The sequence below is a fragment of the Mesorhizobium sp. B2-4-18 genome (assembly GCF_006441385.1).
In the GTDB taxonomy this organism is placed as follows: Bacteria; Pseudomonadota; Alphaproteobacteria; order Rhizobiales; family Rhizobiaceae; genus Mesorhizobium; species Mesorhizobium australicum.
Window position 1 is genome coordinate 68,180 of record NZ_VFUW01000015.1, and the last position, 17,022, is coordinate 85,201.

Below are 17,022 nucleotides of genomic sequence, written 5' to 3' on the forward strand. Positions count from 1 at the left end.
ACAAATTAGGCTATTAAAATCGCTCGGCGACCCATCTGGTGGGTTCGATGCCTTGCTGACCGGAAGTGTACGCGGCGCGCTGCCCTATGGCAATGGAAAGGCGTTCGCCCTCAGACCATTGTAACGCCATATGTGGCGACAAGGTCACTATCGAAAACTCCGATCGAACTGCTGACATGGCAGTACATCAACGTCAGAGGAGACTGTTACAGCTCAGAATAGGCTGCCGAAACGGTCATATCTCCTGCATGGGCGACCTTGCGGTCAAAGCTCGCCCATATTTCGCCGCCACATTGCTGCGCCCAGCGGTGGCAGAAAGAAAAATCGGTCGGCAAATCCACATCGGGCGTCACGATCTTTGAAAACGGCGTCAGAAAACTGTCGAACTGTGCGGTGTATTTGTTGTTTTTGTAGCGAGACCGGTTCACCGTTTCCGGAAGTTTCTCGATTATCTCGGTGACGCAGTCGCGGGACACCAAAAAGACGCCCGTGCCGCATAGCGACACCCGGACGAAGCCGCTCATCTCCTGGCGGGGTTCGATGATGGTTCCGACGAACTCCAGACTCCGTGCAAAGGCCTTTTCGAAGGGCAGTTTCGACAGCGAGTGAAGTCTGCGGAGATCGATCAGGCGCCGAGGATACAAAGTGCCGACCACCGGCTTCTCAAGCGCCAGCATCGCGGCGATAAGATCAGGCGAAAAGCCCATATCGCTGTCGATCATCAGGATGTGGCTGCAATCCGGTTTGTTGTAGTAGAAATTGGTCAGCAAATAGTTCCGGGAAAATGGGATATCCGTGTACTCGATTTCGGACAGCGTGAAGGCGTAGCTGGACAGGCTCTTGTGGGTCAGGGCTGCGAACAGGCTGCGGACGAACACGCTTTTGTAAGCGGCTCCATAAACCGGCAGCGCAAGGTTGATCTTGGTTGGCATTTTGTCCTCCACAATCCAGCGACTGAGCGCATACAAATCCCTTTCACCTATCTTTGATACGATTCTTGGTATAAAAATCTGCTGGCCTTTGGGGGCGCAGGTCCAGACGCTCGGGCAGGATTGCGTTTTGCGTCGTGGTGCGCTGTTTGGAAGGCTGCGAGATCAACATTGACGCAGGCCGGACCGAGCATGCTGACATGACCCATCGCCTCAGACTCTTGTTTCGTATCCCGCTGCTTCTGCTTCTGATGCTCCTTGGCTCGGCCGGCGCTCGCGCGGCGGTCGAACAGACCGCGTCGCCGCAACCACGCAACCGGCTGGCGATCGTCATTGGCAATTCGAACTATCAAAGCACCCGGCTTGAGCATCTCCCCAATGCAACAAACGATGCCATAAGGCTTTCAGGGAGCTTGAAGCGGCTGAATTTTGAAGTCCTGACTGGGACCGATCTTTCGACTCAAGGTTTTGCCAAACTCCTGCAAGACGCTGAAGCGCGGTTACCGAGCGCCAGTGCCGTTTTGATTTTCTATGCCGGTCACGGCGTCCAACTGAATGGCGAAAACTACCTGCTCTCGGTTGATACGCCCGATCCTGAAAGCCTGGAAAAACTGACGGGCAGCGCCATCAAGCTAAATGATGTGATCGCGCGGTTCGCGCGACGCGACCGCCAGACATTCATATTCCTGGACGCCTGCCGCAACAATCCGCTCGGTTCTGGCAGCGGCGCGAGCAATGGTCTGGCGCAAGTTGAAGTCGGTGAAAATACATTCGTTGCCTTTGCCACTCAGCCTGGAAATGTCACGGCAGATGGCGGCGGCGAAAACAGCCCGTTCACCACCGCACTGCTGAAGAATGTCGAGATCCCCGGGCTCAGCATTTCGGACATGATGATCCGTGTGCGCAACGAAACTGAGGCGCTGACGGTCGGCCGTCAAGTGCCTTGGGATCAATCCAACCTGCGCGAGCAGTTCTATTTCACCGAGCAACAGGTGCTCGATCCGGGACAGTTGAGCGCAAGCCTTTCACGCATCCTGGCAGACCCCACAGCAAAGAAGAGGTTGCAGGTCGAACTTGCCTCAAATGACCTGCAAACAGCCGTGGTCATCGTTGGACAGACGTTGCGGTCGGTCGAGATTCCCGCACCGTCATCCAGTTTGGCGCAGCCTGTTGGCACTCAGGTTGCCAATTTGTCGCCCGCTGAAGGGGTTGAAGACGCTCGCCAAAGTGTCGTCTCCGGTCTCGAAACCCTTATAATCGGCGCGTCCGCGGGCGTGGGGGACAAGGACAAGACGGCCGATCTTGCACGCAACATTCAGACGGAACTTCGTCGCCTGGGCTGCTACCGGATGCAGGTTGATGGGGATTGGGGCACGGGCTCAATTCGTGCTCTCACTGACTACTACAAAAACACCAAGCAGGTCGCAGCAACGACTGAGCCGAGCGTCGGACTGCTCGGCGATCTCTTTCTGCGCTCAGGCAGAATCTGCAAGCAACCGGTCATCGTCAAGGCCAAGCCGGCTAAAGTGGCGTCGGATGCCGCCCCGTCGCGCAACACCCCCAGGGGGATGACTGCAAAACGCTCGCCAGCCGCGCCGAGACGTCCCGCGGCTCCCCCACCCGACATTTCCGGGGGCATCGGCATTGGCGGTGTATTCTAGGCGGCCGCCTTTGCTCACGCCCTCACTTCCCACGGAGCGAACGGGAATGACGGGGCCTTGGGGGTGCTTCACCGCATCGTCTAGCCGCCGTTCCCTTGCAGTGTGTTGCGCCAGATCTGTGCAAGCCCGGCAACCCGGCCGGTCTACAGCGTCCATTGCCCCAGTCGCCAAGGTCGCTCAAGCGACACGAGAGCTGATGGATGCAGTGAGGCAACGAAAACGAGACGGCGTATCACTCCAGTCGGAGACAGCTATGATCTGGCCCACTGAAACGGAGCGACTGAAGTACGTTTTGGGAAGGTTGGTGGGGCCCTGCTGAACACGGCCGATAGCGCCTGCGGACGCTTCGTGGTGATCGCGGATGTGCGTAACAATGTTTGAAGTTGCTAATTTCCTATCATCGCCGAGCAGCCTATCATCCTAGGTTTTCAACGGCTATGCGCTGGAACCCAGTTGGAAAATGCACGTTTCTCTTATGGTCACTTCAACGACCACACGGAGGATCAAATGAACATCAAGATGCTCACAATGGGCGTGCTGACGCTTGCCATGATGAGTGGTTCAGCACTTGCCGCTAACAACACATCCGCTCTCGACGATCCGGCGAAGATGTCGCCGTTCTTCACCGATGCAGGCATGAAAACGTTGAGGTCGGAGGCGGATTTCAAAACCGCTTGGATGTCCATGAAGCCCGATGAACAGAAGGCGGTACTGAAAGACTGCGGCGATACTACGCTTAACAAGGCGCATGCGGATTTCTGCGCTATGGCGAAAAAGATGGGCGGCTAAATTTAGCCTTTGAGGCCAACAAAAACGGGGGTGGACTGTTTGCCCGCCCCGCAGCGTGATCGCGCCCCGCGTCGCGATGATAGCGCGATCTTGGCGGCTCCGTTGCATAGCTATGATCGTTCAACGACGAGCACCGCGCCATTGCTCGTTTGAAGGCCTCCTGGGTCTTGAAGCACGGCAGCACGGGTCTCAAGTCGCAATGACCTCGGTTCTGCGTCGTGGCGACAGTGCTGCATCTTCCGCTGGGGCCGTGCCGCGGACGCGCTGCTCATCGAGCCAACCGGCGGCAATATAGGTAGATGCTGGTGTGAGGTAGCGTTGTCGAGGTCGGGAGCGCAATCAAACTCCGACAGAAATGACCCGACTAATCGCCAGGTGTGCTTTCCGAAGTGAGATGATTAGCCCTGCCGAGCATCGCCGAAATTCTGGGCTGCACTTGAAAGGATTTTACGAGATCGCTTTATAAGCCGCTGGTTTTGCTCGATAATCTCCTGAGTTTCCTTAATGCGGCGTTGCGTTTCATCCAAGCGGTTAACCAGCTTTTTGGTGTCGTCCATCTTTTGCATGAGAATGGCCGCCTTATCGTGATGTGTAACCTACTGCGTTAGCAACTCGCGCGGGCGGGAAATTGTTCCTTAGCCCAAGTCACGCGGCACGGAGGCAGCAGGCGATATCCCAACAGCAGCTACAATCTTTTGCATTTCGCCTTCCGATAATGTCACGTGCTCCCGATTAAGGAGGGCACTCGCGCGTCGAGAGTACGTGACCCTTCAGCAAAACGAACTCGTCGCTCAAAGCGAAAAAGATGCGGACTTGAGCGATCCAGCAAGCAAGGCGATCCACTCGCCGTTCAGGCAGATCGTTGGAAAGGGAAGGTTAGTGGGGGAACATGTCCACTTCTTCGCGTTCTGTCGCATGTCTCAAAATCCAGATAGGTTAATATCGGTTCGCAGCAAATCAAGGTTCGGGAGCGGGCCGCACCAACTCCTGCGGCCTTCCCAAGTGACCCTGCCCGCTGGCTCCAGCCAGCGGGCTTTTTCGTGCCCGAAACACTACTCGAGGGAGGAGGTTCACCATACAGTGGTCGATTCCGACGGGATGTGCCGCCCTATGGAAGGCCCGTCGCGGGAGCGGCGGGCTTTCTTGATGCTGTTTTCATCTCGGCACAATTTCCATGGCGCCGAATGGCATTCTATTCTCCGCATTGGTCACCAAGGTCCGGCAATTGCCTTGATTCTGTCTACAGACGCCGCCGCTGCCGTGAATAGACGCGGCCGGTTTGCGCTCTCCCCTTTGATCGCAGGCGGCTGACAAGGCTCGCTAGCTCGGCGCAGTTTCGCCGCCGCGGATAAGGCGAGGAGCCCCCAGGGCTGATCAAACGCGAGCGACTGTCGTCCGTGACTGCCCGGTCGGGGGCGTCGATAGTCCCGCCGCCGCCGCCGGTCCCTTGATATAAGTGGAATGTGTTCAAAGCCCGCAAGCTCTCGCCAGCGGGCTCTTTTACTGCACCAGTGACATTGCACTTAGGTGGGCGTGCCTGGGTCGCGCGGCATCTGCTGGTTAAGGAGTGTGGCTAGTGCCGTTACAATCTGCACGACGGCAAATGGCTTTGAAATCATGACGCTGTTTGGGACGCCCTGTTCAGCCCAATGGGGGGCACTGTCACCGCTGACGTAGACAACTGGCATTGCTGGTGAGGCGTGGCGGAAATATCTGGCGAGTTCCCATCCAGATTTTCCGTTCCCGAGACGAACGTCAGTGACCAGGGCGCGGATATTCGACGGGTCTGTGTCAAACACCTCGATCGCAATTTCCGCGTTTTTCGCACGAACGACCTCGAACCCAGCGTCCTCTAACCCGGATTCGATATCCATTAGGATCAGCGGCTCATCCTCTACGACCAAAATCACAACGCCAACTCACCGGTTCCCCTCAATGGAGGGCATCTTGCGACCTATCAAAAGATTAGTCCATGCTAATAGCCTCCGCTATTGACGTTAAAGGCGTGGGTGTCCGTCGCCGGCGAGAATTACCGGTAGCGGACGTATGGAAGTGAACATCATGCTTTCGCCGCTAACAGGCAGCTGAAGCATGGATTCCATCAAGGACCACCTTCGCAACATCGTTCGCCGTGATAGCGGCGGCTCGAAAGTTACTGGAGCCGAAATTCCGCAAAGGCCGCTCTTTGGCGGCTGCATCAATGAGCGGAACGTAACATCTCTCGGCGGCTTATGCCCCGATGAGCACTCGCGGCGTCAACTTCCTCGACAGGTGGCTAAGCAGCAATCTGTCAGGCGTCGCCAGTTCAGACGTGATTACGGTTGCGGAGGCGATTGAAAAGCCTTTCGCCGACGCGAAGGCGATCGGGATCAGTAGCACCGAAATTGAGGAGGAGACCGGCAGCGTTTACGAAACAGTGCTCGACGCCACCGTTCATCATGGAGCGGGCGGGCTGTAGCCGCGAACGAAGATGCGCAAAAGAGGGGCAGACGACCGGGCAAGCGGGCGGCGGCGTAAAGCCCCGGTCGTCTATAGGCAACGTCAGCTGAGCTTGGAGGCACGCCGGCGCGGAGGGATGCGCTTGGAACGGCGCTTCTCCACGCTATGCCCATCAGCGGCGCCTACAATGGGGTTGCCGGCATATGGTGAATGAGCCGCTGCCATCCACAGGCACGCATTCCACCATTCTTAAGAGCACGGTCGGGGGCCTGCACTGGCCAATGTCGGGGTTTGCCTCACGTCTCCATCAAACAGTGCGACAAGCCTTCGTCGCCTGGCCACCCGCTGGTGGGGCTTTGTTATTTCCGCTTTGGAAATGCGATCACCTTCGCCTCCAGGCTCCGGCTCCAGCGGCTCATGAACGGGCCGCTCATGCCAGAAGACTTGGCGCAGATCGCGCTGATCAACCCTTTGGCCACAGGGACGTGCAGTTGTAGAAGTGCAGATGCTCTTCAATATTGCTGGGCGCTGTGCAACTTGCCGGGAATAGGCGGACCAAGCTCGGACAGCTTTGTCATGCGGGCTGCAACGCCCTGGTAAAGGTTCCGAAACCATTTTAGCCAAAACTGATTGAACTGCGGTTCGTGAGTGCTGTGTATGGGTTTGAAGGTTCAGTAAGCGGCTGATGCCGATCCTGGTTGAGAAGCCTCCCGAGGGCGAAGAATGGATTCGCGAAGTCAAGTGTGACGGCTATCGATCTCAGTTCACCAAGGATGAGGGCGGCGTGCGGATTTTAACGAGGCGCGGACTCGACTGCACGGCCAGATACCGTGACCTCGCCAAGGCAGCCGGCGACCTCAATGTCGAAAACGCCACCTTAAACGGCGAGATCATCGTGCTGAACGAGGCTCGGATCTCGGACTTCGGCCCGCTGCGCAATGCCATCACCAGCCGGCAGCATGACCTCTATTTCGTAGCCTTTGATCTGCTGCACCTCAACGGCCATGACCTTTGGGATGTGGCGCTGGAAGACTGTCGCGACATCCTGGCCGACTTGATCCCGCCGCACACCAGGATCCACTTCTATCAGCCTTTGCCCGGCGATGCTGCATTTTCCACCTTGTCGAGCAGCCCGGGCTGGAGGGCATGGTGTCGAAACGCAATGACCGTATATACCGGAGCGGCCCATCGATGAACTGGGTGAAAGCAAAATGCCATACGGTGGCTGAATACGAGTTACTTGGCGTCGAACGTGAGCCGGGCAAGCCAGCCTTCGCTTTGATGGCCGATCGGAAGACCGGCCAGTGTGTCGGTTCTACCTTCACCAATTCCAGCCGAGCAATCCGAGAACGGCTGTGGAAACGCGTCCAGGAGCATGTCCGACCGGCGCCCAAGGGCATGAAGCGGCCGGCAACGCAATGGGTCAAGCCCGGCATCATCGGCCGTGTGAAGCATTTGCGAGGCGAGGAGGATTTGCGGCACGCTACATTGCAGAACTTTCGCGAGGAATGAGTAAGATGGTCGTCGCAAAGAATGATCAGGAGCGCATCACCTGTGCCTACGCCTGGATGTATGGCCAGCAGGCGCGCAAGGATGGCAAGGAACGCGCCGTGCCTGAGTATTGGCACGAGCATGCCGAGGCCTGGCTACAGGGCTTTGACGGACAGCCTTTAGAAGGGCCGGGTGCAGCGCCCCTTAGCAGAGGCGGAGCTTGACGAGGCCGCCAATCGGCAAGCCGGGAAAGCAAAGCGCCGATCGACCTTATCGCCGAATGAGCACGCGCGGTGCGCCGTGCCATGGCCGCCCCGATCAATGATGCGGATTCAAGTTCGCTCATCCGCCGAGGTCGAACAGATGGGCAAACAGCTTCTCACTTTAAAACGGCGCGCCAAGCCTGGACTTATCCGATCATCATCCGCGAGGAGCTCTCGGCCAACATGGCGGGGTTTCCTAGGACTCGTGCCTGGTTGGGGATGGTGGCGGCCGCCCACTACCGGTCATCTCCCGCGGCGAGACCGGCGCCAGTAATGGAGGCCATTTAGGAAAAGTACGCCGACAGCACCACGGGCGAGTTGGTGCGATCCTTCGCTTGTCGGCCGAGGCCGACGGATCTCCGTGATGTTTGAACAACCGTCCTTTGACGCCCTCTCATCCGGACCGATGGTATTCCATTGGGCTAACCCACTCCCCTTTCTGAGCCGCACCGCGCTAGCACCCGAATCAGGTCAAATGTGGCGGAAATACAACTGCACGCGCCGGGAAGCTCTGCTACCAACGGACAGGTTATGGGGGCCACTATGAAAAAGCTGCTTCTTGGTCTGTCGCTGTCTCTGCTGGCGTCCTCGGCGTTTGCTGCCGACGCCATCGTCGGAGAAGCCGCGCCCGTTTTTATTTGGACAGGCGGGTATGTCGGCGTCCAAGCAGGATATGCTTGGAGTGATGGCAATATACACCAAAATAGTGGACCGGGGTTTATTGAGCCAGACCCTGACGGGTTCCTTGGGGGTGTCTTCGCTGGTTATAACTATCAGATGTCAAACGACGTCGTGATTGGTGCGGAACTGGACTTCGTGTCCGCCAATGTCGATGGCAGCGGCCAAATATTTGCCGCTCCTGGTCTGCCATTTCCGGGCGGCGTCGGGACTGAGGAGCTCAACTGGAGTGGGGCGGCAAGACTTCGCCTGGGATATGCCGCCGATCGCTTTCTTCCCTACATCGCGGGTGGCGTTGCATTTGGAGACATCGGCATCAGCAGTAACACCGGCGTAAGTTCTTTCGGAGATACATTCACGGGATGGACGATAGGCGCGGGCTTGGATTATGCCATGACGGCCAATCTGCTGCTGCGCGCCGAGTATCGCTATACTGACTTCGGCAAGGAAGCATTGCCGGCGGGGGTTGTTGATCTGACTACCAGCGAGGTTCGCTTAGGCTTCGCTTACAAGTTCTAGTCCCCTGAGCCCAATAGAGCCTGTCGCTTACCACGATAGCCTTTTGCGCAAGGATTAGCCGCTGACTGGCTGTTGTGAGCTTCGGCGATTTAGAGCTCGCATAGCTTTCCGCCCATCTTCGAGATTTACCTTCATAGGCAAAGGTAAAGTTGACAGTCACGTATCGGCCTTCGCGTTAGGTTCGTTCGCCCAGCCTTCAGGCAATCGGTCAAAGACACCAACCCTACTTAAAGCTCAGTGGGGGAATCACGCCGAGCTGTTTTTGGGAAGATATGTGCAACGACCAAGCGCACGAGGGACCTAGGCGCAACGCAAGTCCCCAAAAAAGCCTTCACTGGGTATTTGGCCCGTTCGGGGGAAGGGTACTCCGGGGCAGGCAAGGGGCGCTGGTTTAGGGCAGCGCCTCCTTCGATGTCGTCGTCGCAAGTAGAGCGATCCTGGCAATAGCGAGGACGCGCCGTCGCGGTCGCTTTTTTGGGAGGCGCACGACTGCCTCTGCATTCTGCATCCTGGGGCGCGTCTGCTTCTTTACCACTCGCAGGCTCGTTACGCTTTGCGTTTAGTTGAATAATGTCGGCCCTGTTGACCGGGCAGAACACCAGGCGACCTCGTTAAGTGACGTCCGAGATGGTCTACCGATGAGCGGCTTTACGACAACTCGCAGCGCCCGTCGGGCGCAGGATTGCCTCATAGGAACCTTTAAGAAAACCGGCCGTTGTTGGCGGTCCACCAGACCACAAAGGGGGCCACTTGGACCAGGATGATGCGGCACCGACACCGACTGGCGTACCAGGATTGGACTATGTCCTGCGCGGGGGATATGCCAGATACAGATCGCATCTAATCGAAGGACGTCCAGGCTCAGGCAAGACGACGCTCGGCCTGCAGTTCTTGATCGAAGGCGTCGCGGCAGGCGAAACCTGCCTCTACATCACCCTTTCTGAGAGCAAACGTGAGTTGCTTGCGGTCGCAACTCGTCACGGCTGGACCCTCGACGGCATCGTAATCCTTGAACTTGTGCCTCCGGAATTGAGCCTCGATCCATCACAGTTGCAGACGCTGGTGCACTCTTCCGACCTGGAACTCGGCGAAACCGTTCGATCCGCGCTGGCGGAGATAGAAACGCTGGAGCCTGATAGAGTTGTTTTCGACTCTCTTTCGGAGATTCGCCTTCTTTCGCAAGGTTCTTTGCGGTATAGGCGGCAGGTTCTGGCCTTGAAAAGCTTTTTCTTGCTCAACGACGCGACGGTCCTGCTTCTAGATGATCTCACCGCTGAGCATGACGACTTCAATCTACATTCCATTAGCCACGGCGTGATCCGCATGGAGCAGCTATCGCCAATCTATGGCAGTGAGCGCCGCCGTCTGCGGGTCATCAAGATGCGCGGTGTCGAGATCCGAGGTGGGTTCCATGATTTTGTCATCCGCCCCGGCGGAGTGATTGTGTTTCCGCGGCTTGTCGCGGCCGAACACGAAGAAGGATTGCACGGTCCCCCAGCCCTCAGCGACAGTTCTGTGGACGCACTCATGGGAGGCGGGCTCGCTAGGGGTACCAGCACCCTGTTGATTGGCCCCTCTGGTGTTGGGAAATCCACTATCGCCTCATCCTATGGCCATGCTGCGTTGTTGCGGGGTGAGCGCGTGCTGGTGCTCCTATTCGACGAAACCAAACGGATCTTTCTGACGCGTGCTGCCGGTGTTGGATTGGATCTGCAGACGTTTGTTGACCAAGGGGCGCTTCTCCTCGAACAGATTGATCCAGCCGATTTGTCGCCGGGCGAACTATCAACCCTGATTCAAAAGGCCGTCGAATTGTCCGACGTGCGCATTGTTGTCATCGATAGCCTCACCGGATACTTAAACGCCCTAGCGGAACAACAGTATCTTGTCCTGCAAATGCATGAAATTTTGACTTACCTCAATCACAAAGGCGTTGTGACCATTCTGCTGCTTGCCAATCACGGGCTCATTGGCAACATGTCCGTCCCGATTGACATCACTTACCTCTGCGATGCGGTTATGCTGCTTAGGTTCTTTGAGAGCGGCGGTCGGCTCCGACGCGCGATCTCTGTTGTCAAGAAACGGGTCGGGCCGCATGAGGACACCATCCGGGAATTCAGGATCGGTAGCCAAGGTCTTGCTGTGGGAGAGCCACTGGCAGAGTTCCGGGGAATTTTGACGGGCGTGCCACTTTTCGAGGGAAAATCCTCGGAACTTCTGGAAGACAAGGACCGGGCATGAACGCCCGTGAGGGAGACGTGCTAATCCTTGCTCCGCTCGGGCGAGATGCCAAGCTAGCGGCCTCCATTCTCGCCGAAAGCGGGATCTCTACACAGATCTGCAAAACCCTTGATGAGGTGGTGGCAGCACTCGAGACTGCCAGATGTCTCGTCGTCACCGAGGAAGCTTTGCTTCACGCTGATCGTACTGCGTTGGCAGCCTGGCTCGACATGCAGCCGGCTTGGTCGGACTATCCGATCGTATTGCTGGTGATGCGGGAGACGGAGTTCGACAAGCGGCTAAATTTTCTCGACCGGCACTTGATCGTCCTTGAACGGCCGTTCCTGGCCTCGAGCTTGGTCAACTCGGTCCGCTCGGCACTGCGTGCCCGCAGCCGCCAGTTAGAAGTCAAGTCGTACATCGAACAGAAGCAAGAAGTGGCTGATCGCCAGAAATTGTTGATCCGGGAACTCCATCATAGGGTAAAGAACACTCTTGCCAACGTTCGCGCCATGATGAGCGCCACAGCGCGAACGAGCGGGCGGGTGGAAGACTTTGTCCGCGACTTTTCGGCACGAATTGTCTCCCTCGCGGACACACATTCCATTCTGACTGACGACTACTGGCAGACCGCGTCTTTGCGCCAGCTTCTTGAGGGAGAACTTCGCCATTACGACACGAGCGGCTCTTCACGGGTCGTGCTTGAGGGGCCCGATGTAGCGCTGGTCGCCGACATTGCCATTCCTGTAGGCATGGCATTTCACGAGCTCGCCTCCAATTCCTCCAAGTACGGAGCTTTGTCCCGGCCGAACGGGCGGGTTGAGGTAAGTTGGTCGATCGAACGGGCCAGCGATCACCGGGTCGTTGCGTTGCATTGGCGAGAAAGGGATGGACCTACAGTGCAAGAACCAAAGCGAAAGGGCTTTGGCACGGTACTGCTGGAAAAAGTTGTCGCTGTGCAGTGCCAGGCGAAGATCAATTTAGTCTACGACCCCGATGGGTTGCAGTTCGACATGGAGCTTCCGGTGCGAGATACCCGGCTCGTTCCCGCCTACGGATAGGAACGACACGAATGCCTAAATCCTCTCGTCAGGCTCGAGATAGCGATCGAGCTCGGACAACCGATGCGTAGGTCTCGCCAGCTTCGCTCTCGCCAACTCCGTAAAGATCGCGCTGGCGGGCAATCGGCGATGCAGCTTTTCGACGGCGGGCTGTACCGCGGCAATGATACTGCCGGTTTGGCTCGAATCCGCCGGCAGCGATAAGAGAACCTGGCAGGAGGATGTCACCTATTCGAACGAGACCTTGTCGATCCATAGGCTTGGGCGCTTGGCGGCATGCTGGATCTGCACTGTCGCCGTGCCCATGCCCATTTCGACACTCGCTGCCTCGATGAGAGCGCTGCCGTCGGCTGAGACGCGGAGGCGCATTGTCGTGGGAAAGCGGAGACGGGACAGTAGGCAGTCGCCACGCCGATCAGCCATTGGCCGTCGCACTGAGACCGAGGCTCTCGTGCCTGAACCATCCCCGTCGGCGGCAACCTCGCATTCGAGCGCGAGCAGCGCCTGCTCGTCTTCATCGAGACGCGACGGCCGACTGTTCTCAGGCATGCCCTTATTGGTCGCCTGGTCGATCAGGTACTAGGGTCTAGGCCTAGTTCATCAGGATCGAGCGCTTCGCCTCCAGCGCCAGCGTCAGATCGCGGACCAGGTCCATAGGCGATGTCCAGCCATCCGAACCGGAGGATCGTCGGGAGTGGCCGCACTGTCGAGGGCGCGCCCGCACCACTCCTGAAGGACGGCAAGTCCGAGCCGATCAAGCACAGCATCCGAGAAAGCTCGCGTCGAACTCCCGGCCTGTGCAGGCATCTCATCGAGCTGCAGGCAACGGCCTTTGCCGACCAGCCCGATCGGGGAGACGCAGGTCAGCCCCTGCTGCTCGGCGTAGCGGATGGCCGATTCCAATGTCGGAAAGCCAAGCTCGACCTGGGCCAGCGTGTCATCGCCGCTCGTCTAGCCCACCAGGGCTCGGCGAACGGCGCAGTGCTTCGCTCGAAACGAGGCGCCAGCCCCCCAAGCGTGCCTTGCCCGACGTGGTCAATGCGCGCGACCGCATCGTCCGGGAAGAGCGAGCGCTTCATCGAAAGGCTTGTGCAGGTTGTCGTTCGACGGCCACCCCTGTGGGTTATAACCTGGTTCGGTCTGTCGACCTGTCTGGTGTTCATCCCTGCCTGCCTGAAGGACGCTGCCGGCGGCGGCCAGCTGCCCGCCGCCGGCGCCTGCCACGGGTTAGCTCTTGATGGCGATGCGCTTGACCTGCGACTGCGCTCTCTCGCTCTTGGGCAAGGTCACGGTCAGCACACCATTGCTGAAGCGCGCGTCGACCTTGTCGTCCTTGACCTCGTAGCCGAGTGGGATGCGCCGCTCGAAGTGGCCATAGAAACGCTCGGAGAACTGCCGGTCCTTGTCCTCCGTCTCGGAGTGTTTTTCGCCCTTCAAGGTCAGCACTCCGTCGTCGAGCAGGACTTCGATGTCCTTCTCTTCGAGGCCAGGTATCTCGGCTGTCACCTTGATCTCCTTCTCACTGTCGGAAATCTCGACGCTCGGCCAACCGCCGCTGAAGGCGGAAGGAGTGTTGAAAGAGGGAAGGTTCGAGCCGAAGCCGCGAAAGACGTCGTCGAACAGCCGGTTCACCTCGCGATGCAGCGACAGGAACGGGTCGCGCTCGCTATCGCGGAACACAGTTGGAGCCTGGTTGCCGTTGCCTCGGTTCCAGGGGATCAGATCACGGACATTCATTGTTCTTCTCCTTCTGTTTGTTCGTTTGTTTTCCCGCCGGCGCCGGGGAGTGCCCAACGCCGTGCCCAATGTGCGCTTTGGGGGCGGCTTTAGGCGGCCTGCTTCTCGGTCTCGATCTGCTTCGTCTCGACCTTGGGCAGCGCCTCGCCGGCCGCAATGTTGATCTTGCGGGGCTTCATTTCCTCGGGAATCTCGCGCTTGAGATCGATCGACAGAAGGCCATTGACTAGGCTTGCGCCTATGACCTTCACATGGTCGGCCAACTCGAAGCGGCGGTGGAAAGAACGCTCGGCCATACCGCGATGCAGATAATGGCCGGTGTCCTCACCAGCCTTTTGACCCGACACCATGAGCATGTTCTGCTCCTGGGTGATGGTCAGATCGTCCTGCGAGAAACCGGCCACCGCCATGGTGATGCGGTAGTCGTCCTCGCCAGTCTTGGCGGTGTCATAGGGAGGCCAGTTGTCGATAGTTTCGACGCGGCTCGCAGCCTCCAGCGCGTTCAGCATTCGGTCGAAGCCGATGCTCGACCGGAACAGGGGAGAAAAGTCGAGAGTGGTTCTCATAGCCACATCCTCCTTTGAGCAATATGGATACAAGGTCTTCGGCCGCCGGATGCTCTCCGGCCGGCATACCGGCCCCGATGGCGCCGGCGGTCATGATTTAGTTCACTGGATTGGCTGTTCAAGAGGCCGGCGTCTTACTACGAGGCCTTTAACCTGAACCCGACTGCGTGATGATGCGGACCCTGCCCCTAGCGACTCCTGCGCGACCGGCACGCCGGCCGAGGTGATGCGGGCGACGACGAGATTCTATGAGGTGCTTTTCGAAGCGGCTGACAAGCGAGTCGCGCTGCGTCTGATGCGCACGCCCTCGGTCCAAGGCACCTCCCTGCGTCGCGAAGGGTCGGTTCCAGTCGAATACCACAACCCGCTCGCCTGAACGCGCGGATGGAAAAAGGGGCAGGTGATCGGATTGAGATCGGTTCGATGGTGCTTGTGGGCTGTCTTCTCGATTGCGCTCACCGCATGCGCAGGGCAGCTCCAAGCGCCCTAAATCCAAGCTCAGCGCCGCGGATGCAACGGTTCTCCACCTGACGAACGTCAAGATCAACGATCGGCTCAGGCATAGCAAGTTTGCGGAAAGCTCCGAAAATCGTGCAACTGCTCGGAGGGCGATTGGCTTCAGGCCAAACGCTTATGGATACAATGTGGGCCTCGGCGACGGACTAGGGATAGCGGTTGCCGGGGCGTTCGGAGCCGTCGGCAGGGTCGCGGCGACAACAATCACCAGACGCTTCACGATTGGCAATTCTACCCAATCCAAATTCAAGGCAGCTACACATAAATTTGAAATCGACACGCCCCTTCGTATCAAGCCGACATTGAATGCATCGCGGATCGGCTTTAGAAAGAGGTACTTACAATCTTAGCTATTGGGAGGTAGCTATGATCGAAAGCCGTACAGACATCGCGCGGGCGATGATCGACGCCACCTTGACCTCGCGCCACCGCTCAATAAATGACATCGCGTCAATTCGTCGTGATCTGGACCAGTCCAGGCGGGCAGTTGCTGCATCACGCGCCCTTCTTAAGCGGTTGCGCCAGCGCAATATAGACGAGGCGAACAGAAACGTTGAGCAACACCCGGTGTCCGCGTTCGATGCCGACATTCTCCGCAACGTCTTTCAGAATTTGGTTTTGGAAGCGAAGGCACCGGAGTGTCAATGGCGCGACCTCGCCCAGATCCTTGTTTACGAGTTTACCGGCTGTAAGCGGCTTCAATCCGGCTTGATAGACTGGATCGTCAGAAGATGATCGCTGGGGCCTTGAACCTCCAGAAAGTACTCGGGATGTCTTTTTTATTGAAATACCGATTGCGGCGGACTTATTTGAAATCGACGTTGCCCGTCGCTTTCCAGAGAGGCTGTGGTGGATAGCGTGCTCGTGATGCTGAACGGCAAGGTTCTGCCTTGCATTGAAGTGTTCGAGGGCGGCGGAGAATGGTTCGTACGCGTGCTTGAGAAGGACCGGCAACTCACCCGCTCATTTAGACTGGAATCATTGGCGCTGTCCTATGCGCAAAGCCAGCGGCTACGCTTGGGGCTGGATGAGGGTCCTGCCTCCAGGCCAGCCGTAGGGCGTAACAAAAACCCCCGGCGCTGGGTGAGTGCACCGGGGGCTTTAGGCATGTACAATAAACCAAGCATGGCCACTTATGAGTCTGAGCTAATATCGTAAATGAATGGTGAAGGTCGGCACGTCGTAATGCTCGGCGTGACCGGGCTGCCGACATTGCAGCAGCGCGTCCGCGACCGTTACTGGCCCGGACGCGGCCGGCTTATGCGGGGCCTCGCAATTTCTCGGCCCGGATCGAATGCACCCACGGCCAATGTGGACAGGGTTTCGACCAGCGACTGAAGATGGAACGGCGGCGACGCTAGGCTCCGTTTCTCGCAAGCGCATTGTGCAGACGCGCGCGGCGACCACGAGCGGGAGGAATGCACCACCTGGAACTGGTGCAGAATAACAACAGAGAACAACTCGTCCACTCTTCGGCCCGCTCCCTGACGGTGACGGGCTTTTCAGGCGGCGCTGACCATCACGGCATAGCCTGATGCCCTTAAGACCAGCGAAACAGGTATCCAGTTTAAGATCTCGGGCAGGCCAGCCATTGGTCAGCTGGCAAAACGGCAAAACCACGCTTGGATTGTGAAGAGTTTCCCGGTGTTGACGATCGAGAACAACTGCCAACACCGTCCTTAAGGAACACTTAGGCCTGGAACGGAATTGTCGCCAGGCCGACAATGAGCGCCCCTTGTCTTTCGCCATAAATCGACGTGCCGGAACAATGGCGAATAGTCCGCCCAGCCTCGCGGGATTCTATTAAAAAGTGAAACTCAGCCCGTGGCCTCATGGGGCGGGCCTGCCTCTTTTTATGGAGCGCCTAGAGTCCGAATGACGGAGTCCAAGGGCTGGTCTCGTAGCCAAGGCGCGGCTTCAGACTGCTGGAATCGGCCTGAGGTGAAATGGCCGTACCGGTCGCCGTACAGTCCAATTTCGCTGCAACTGCAGCCTTGATCGAAAGGCCAGCACATGTGTTGGCAACGACTTTTGGCTTTCTTTCGTGCGCCATGGCGGCGCTCGATGCGGCGAGCAGAATTGCCGCGCAAACGATAGCGATTTTCATCGGAGACCCTTTTTAAGCGAAAGCTAATAATAGGTTAACGCTACGT

Annotated in this window: 17 protein-coding genes; 11 read left to right on the top strand and 6 right to left on the bottom strand. The window is 58.0% G+C overall.

Annotation, left to right across the window (positions count from 1 at the left end):
- Positions 1-206: 206 nt before the first annotated feature.
- The gene (locus FJ527_RS27125; RefSeq protein WP_140620019.1) at positions 207-932 is read right to left on the bottom strand and encodes a hypothetical protein; all 726 of its coding nucleotides are present in this window, start codon (positions 930-932) and stop codon (positions 207-209) included.
- A 197-nt stretch (positions 933-1,129) separates the two neighbouring features.
- On the opposite strand from FJ527_RS27125, the gene FJ527_RS27130 reads away from it, so the two are divergent.
- Both FJ527_RS27130 and FJ527_RS27135 read left to right on the top strand, forming a co-directional pair.
- Positions 1,130-2,590 (top strand): caspase family protein, encoded by a 1,461-nt coding sequence (locus FJ527_RS27130; protein ID WP_140620017.1) that lies wholly within the window; start codon positions 1,130-1,132, stop codon positions 2,588-2,590.
- 507 nt (positions 2,591-3,097) lie between these two features.
- Entirely contained in the window at positions 3,098-3,379 is a 282-nt protein-coding gene (locus FJ527_RS27135; protein WP_140661237.1) for a hypothetical protein, read from the top strand.
- 398 nt (positions 3,380-3,777) lie between these two features.
- Here FJ527_RS27135 and FJ527_RS29460 read toward each other — a convergent pair whose 3' ends face one another.
- Both FJ527_RS29460 and FJ527_RS27140 read right to left on the bottom strand, forming a co-directional pair.
- Complete coding sequence (locus FJ527_RS29460; RefSeq protein WP_181166506.1) at positions 3,778-3,945, bottom strand: hypothetical protein; 168 nt, start codon at positions 3,943-3,945, stop codon at positions 3,778-3,780.
- A 957-nt stretch (positions 3,946-4,902) separates the two neighbouring features.
- The gene (locus FJ527_RS27140; RefSeq protein ID WP_224720258.1) at positions 4,903-5,289 is read right to left on the bottom strand and encodes a response regulator; all 387 of its coding nucleotides are present in this window, start codon (positions 5,287-5,289) and stop codon (positions 4,903-4,905) included.
- A 329-nt stretch (positions 5,290-5,618) separates the two neighbouring features.
- On the opposite strand from FJ527_RS27140, the gene FJ527_RS27145 reads away from it, so the two are divergent.
- From FJ527_RS27145 to FJ527_RS27170, 7 genes are all read left to right on the top strand, one after another.
- On the top strand, positions 5,619-5,837 hold the full coding sequence (locus tag FJ527_RS27145; RefSeq protein WP_140824492.1) for a DUF768 domain-containing protein: 219 nt from the start codon (positions 5,619-5,621) through the stop codon (positions 5,835-5,837).
- Between the two features lie 666 nt (positions 5,838-6,503).
- Positions 6,504-7,013 (top strand): hypothetical protein, encoded by a 510-nt coding sequence (locus FJ527_RS29950; protein ID WP_348642627.1) that lies wholly within the window; start codon positions 6,504-6,506, stop codon positions 7,011-7,013.
- Positions 7,010-7,330: a hypothetical protein gene (locus FJ527_RS29955; protein WP_318011831.1), complete on the top strand. Its 321-nt coding sequence runs from the start codon at positions 7,010-7,012 to the stop codon at positions 7,328-7,330. Before FJ527_RS29950 ends, FJ527_RS29955 begins: the two co-directional genes overlap by 4 nt.
- A 5-nt stretch (positions 7,331-7,335) precedes the next feature.
- Positions 7,336-7,533, top strand: coding sequence for a hypothetical protein (locus FJ527_RS27155; RefSeq protein WP_140824493.1), 198 nt, complete (start codon positions 7,336-7,338; stop codon positions 7,531-7,533).
- 582 nt (positions 7,534-8,115) lie between these two features.
- Complete coding sequence (locus FJ527_RS27160) at positions 8,116-8,769, top strand: outer membrane protein (RefSeq protein WP_140824494.1); 654 nt, start codon at positions 8,116-8,118, stop codon at positions 8,767-8,769.
- A 750-nt stretch (positions 8,770-9,519) separates the two neighbouring features.
- Entirely contained in the window at positions 9,520-11,010 is a 1,491-nt protein-coding gene (locus FJ527_RS27165) for an ATPase domain-containing protein (RefSeq protein ID WP_140824495.1), read from the top strand.
- Entirely contained in the window at positions 11,007-12,050 is a 1,044-nt protein-coding gene (locus FJ527_RS27170; RefSeq protein ID WP_140824496.1) for a sensor histidine kinase, read from the top strand. The genes FJ527_RS27165 and FJ527_RS27170 overlap by 4 nt, the downstream gene beginning before the upstream one ends.
- 228 nt (positions 12,051-12,278) lie before the next feature.
- On the opposite strand, the gene FJ527_RS29465 is transcribed toward FJ527_RS27170, so the two are convergent.
- The 3 genes from FJ527_RS29465 to FJ527_RS27190 form a co-directional block, all read right to left on the bottom strand.
- The gene (locus tag FJ527_RS29465; protein WP_181166507.1) at positions 12,279-12,599 is read right to left on the bottom strand and encodes a hypothetical protein; all 321 of its coding nucleotides are present in this window, start codon (positions 12,597-12,599) and stop codon (positions 12,279-12,281) included.
- A gap of 678 nt (positions 12,600-13,277) precedes the next feature.
- Positions 13,278-13,787 carry an Hsp20/alpha crystallin family protein gene (locus FJ527_RS27185; RefSeq protein ID WP_140620004.1) on the bottom strand — a complete coding sequence of 170 codons (510 nt, stop codon included), beginning with the start codon at positions 13,785-13,787 and terminating at the stop codon, positions 13,278-13,280.
- A gap of 89 nt (positions 13,788-13,876) precedes the next feature.
- Entirely contained in the window at positions 13,877-14,353 is a 477-nt protein-coding gene (locus tag FJ527_RS27190; RefSeq protein ID WP_140824497.1) for an Hsp20 family protein, read from the bottom strand.
- Between the two features lie 882 nt (positions 14,354-15,235).
- Between FJ527_RS27190 and FJ527_RS27195 the strand changes: the two genes are divergently transcribed.
- Together FJ527_RS27195 and FJ527_RS29470 are read left to right on the top strand one after the other, a co-directional pair.
- Positions 15,236-15,604, top strand: coding sequence for a hypothetical protein (locus FJ527_RS27195; protein WP_140824498.1), 369 nt, complete (start codon positions 15,236-15,238; stop codon positions 15,602-15,604).
- Positions 15,605-16,815: 1,211 nt separating this feature from the next.
- Positions 16,816-16,992, top strand: coding sequence for a hypothetical protein (locus tag FJ527_RS29470; protein WP_181166508.1), 177 nt, complete (start codon positions 16,816-16,818; stop codon positions 16,990-16,992).
- The last annotated feature ends 30 nt before the right edge of the window (positions 16,993-17,022 follow it).

Coding starts and splice junctions, on each gene's coding strand:
- FJ527_RS27125 (WP_140620019.1), bottom strand. CDS start 932: ATGCCAACCAAGATCAACCTTGCGCTGCCGGTTTATGGAGCCGCTTAC.
- FJ527_RS27130 (WP_140620017.1), top strand. CDS start 1,130: ATGACCCATCGCCTCAGACTCTTGTTTCGTATCCCGCTGCTTCTGCTT.
- FJ527_RS27135 (WP_140661237.1), top strand. CDS start 3,098: ATGAACATCAAGATGCTCACAATGGGCGTGCTGACGCTTGCCATGATG.
- FJ527_RS29460 (WP_181166506.1), bottom strand. CDS start 3,945: ATGCAAAAGATGGACGACACCAAAAAGCTGGTTAACCGCTTGGATGAA.
- FJ527_RS27145 (WP_140824492.1), top strand. CDS start 5,619: ATGAGCACTCGCGGCGTCAACTTCCTCGACAGGTGGCTAAGCAGCAAT.
- FJ527_RS29950 (WP_348642627.1), top strand. CDS start 6,504: ATGCCGATCCTGGTTGAGAAGCCTCCCGAGGGCGAAGAATGGATTCGC.
- FJ527_RS29955 (WP_318011831.1), top strand. CDS start 7,010: ATGAACTGGGTGAAAGCAAAATGCCATACGGTGGCTGAATACGAGTTA.
- FJ527_RS27155 (WP_140824493.1), top strand. CDS start 7,336: ATGGTCGTCGCAAAGAATGATCAGGAGCGCATCACCTGTGCCTACGCC.
- FJ527_RS27160 (WP_140824494.1), top strand. CDS start 8,116: ATGAAAAAGCTGCTTCTTGGTCTGTCGCTGTCTCTGCTGGCGTCCTCG.
- FJ527_RS27170 (WP_140824496.1), top strand. CDS start 11,007: ATGAACGCCCGTGAGGGAGACGTGCTAATCCTTGCTCCGCTCGGGCGA.
- FJ527_RS29465 (WP_181166507.1), bottom strand. CDS start 12,599: ATGCCTGAGAACAGTCGGCCGTCGCGTCTCGATGAAGACGAGCAGGCG.
- FJ527_RS27185 (WP_140620004.1), bottom strand. CDS start 13,787: ATGAATGTCCGTGATCTGATCCCCTGGAACCGAGGCAACGGCAACCAG.
- FJ527_RS27190 (WP_140824497.1), bottom strand. CDS start 14,353: ATGAGAACCACTCTCGACTTTTCTCCCCTGTTCCGGTCGAGCATCGGC.
- FJ527_RS27195 (WP_140824498.1), top strand. CDS start 15,236: ATGATCGAAAGCCGTACAGACATCGCGCGGGCGATGATCGACGCCACC.
- FJ527_RS29470 (WP_181166508.1), top strand. CDS start 16,816: ATGGCCGTACCGGTCGCCGTACAGTCCAATTTCGCTGCAACTGCAGCC.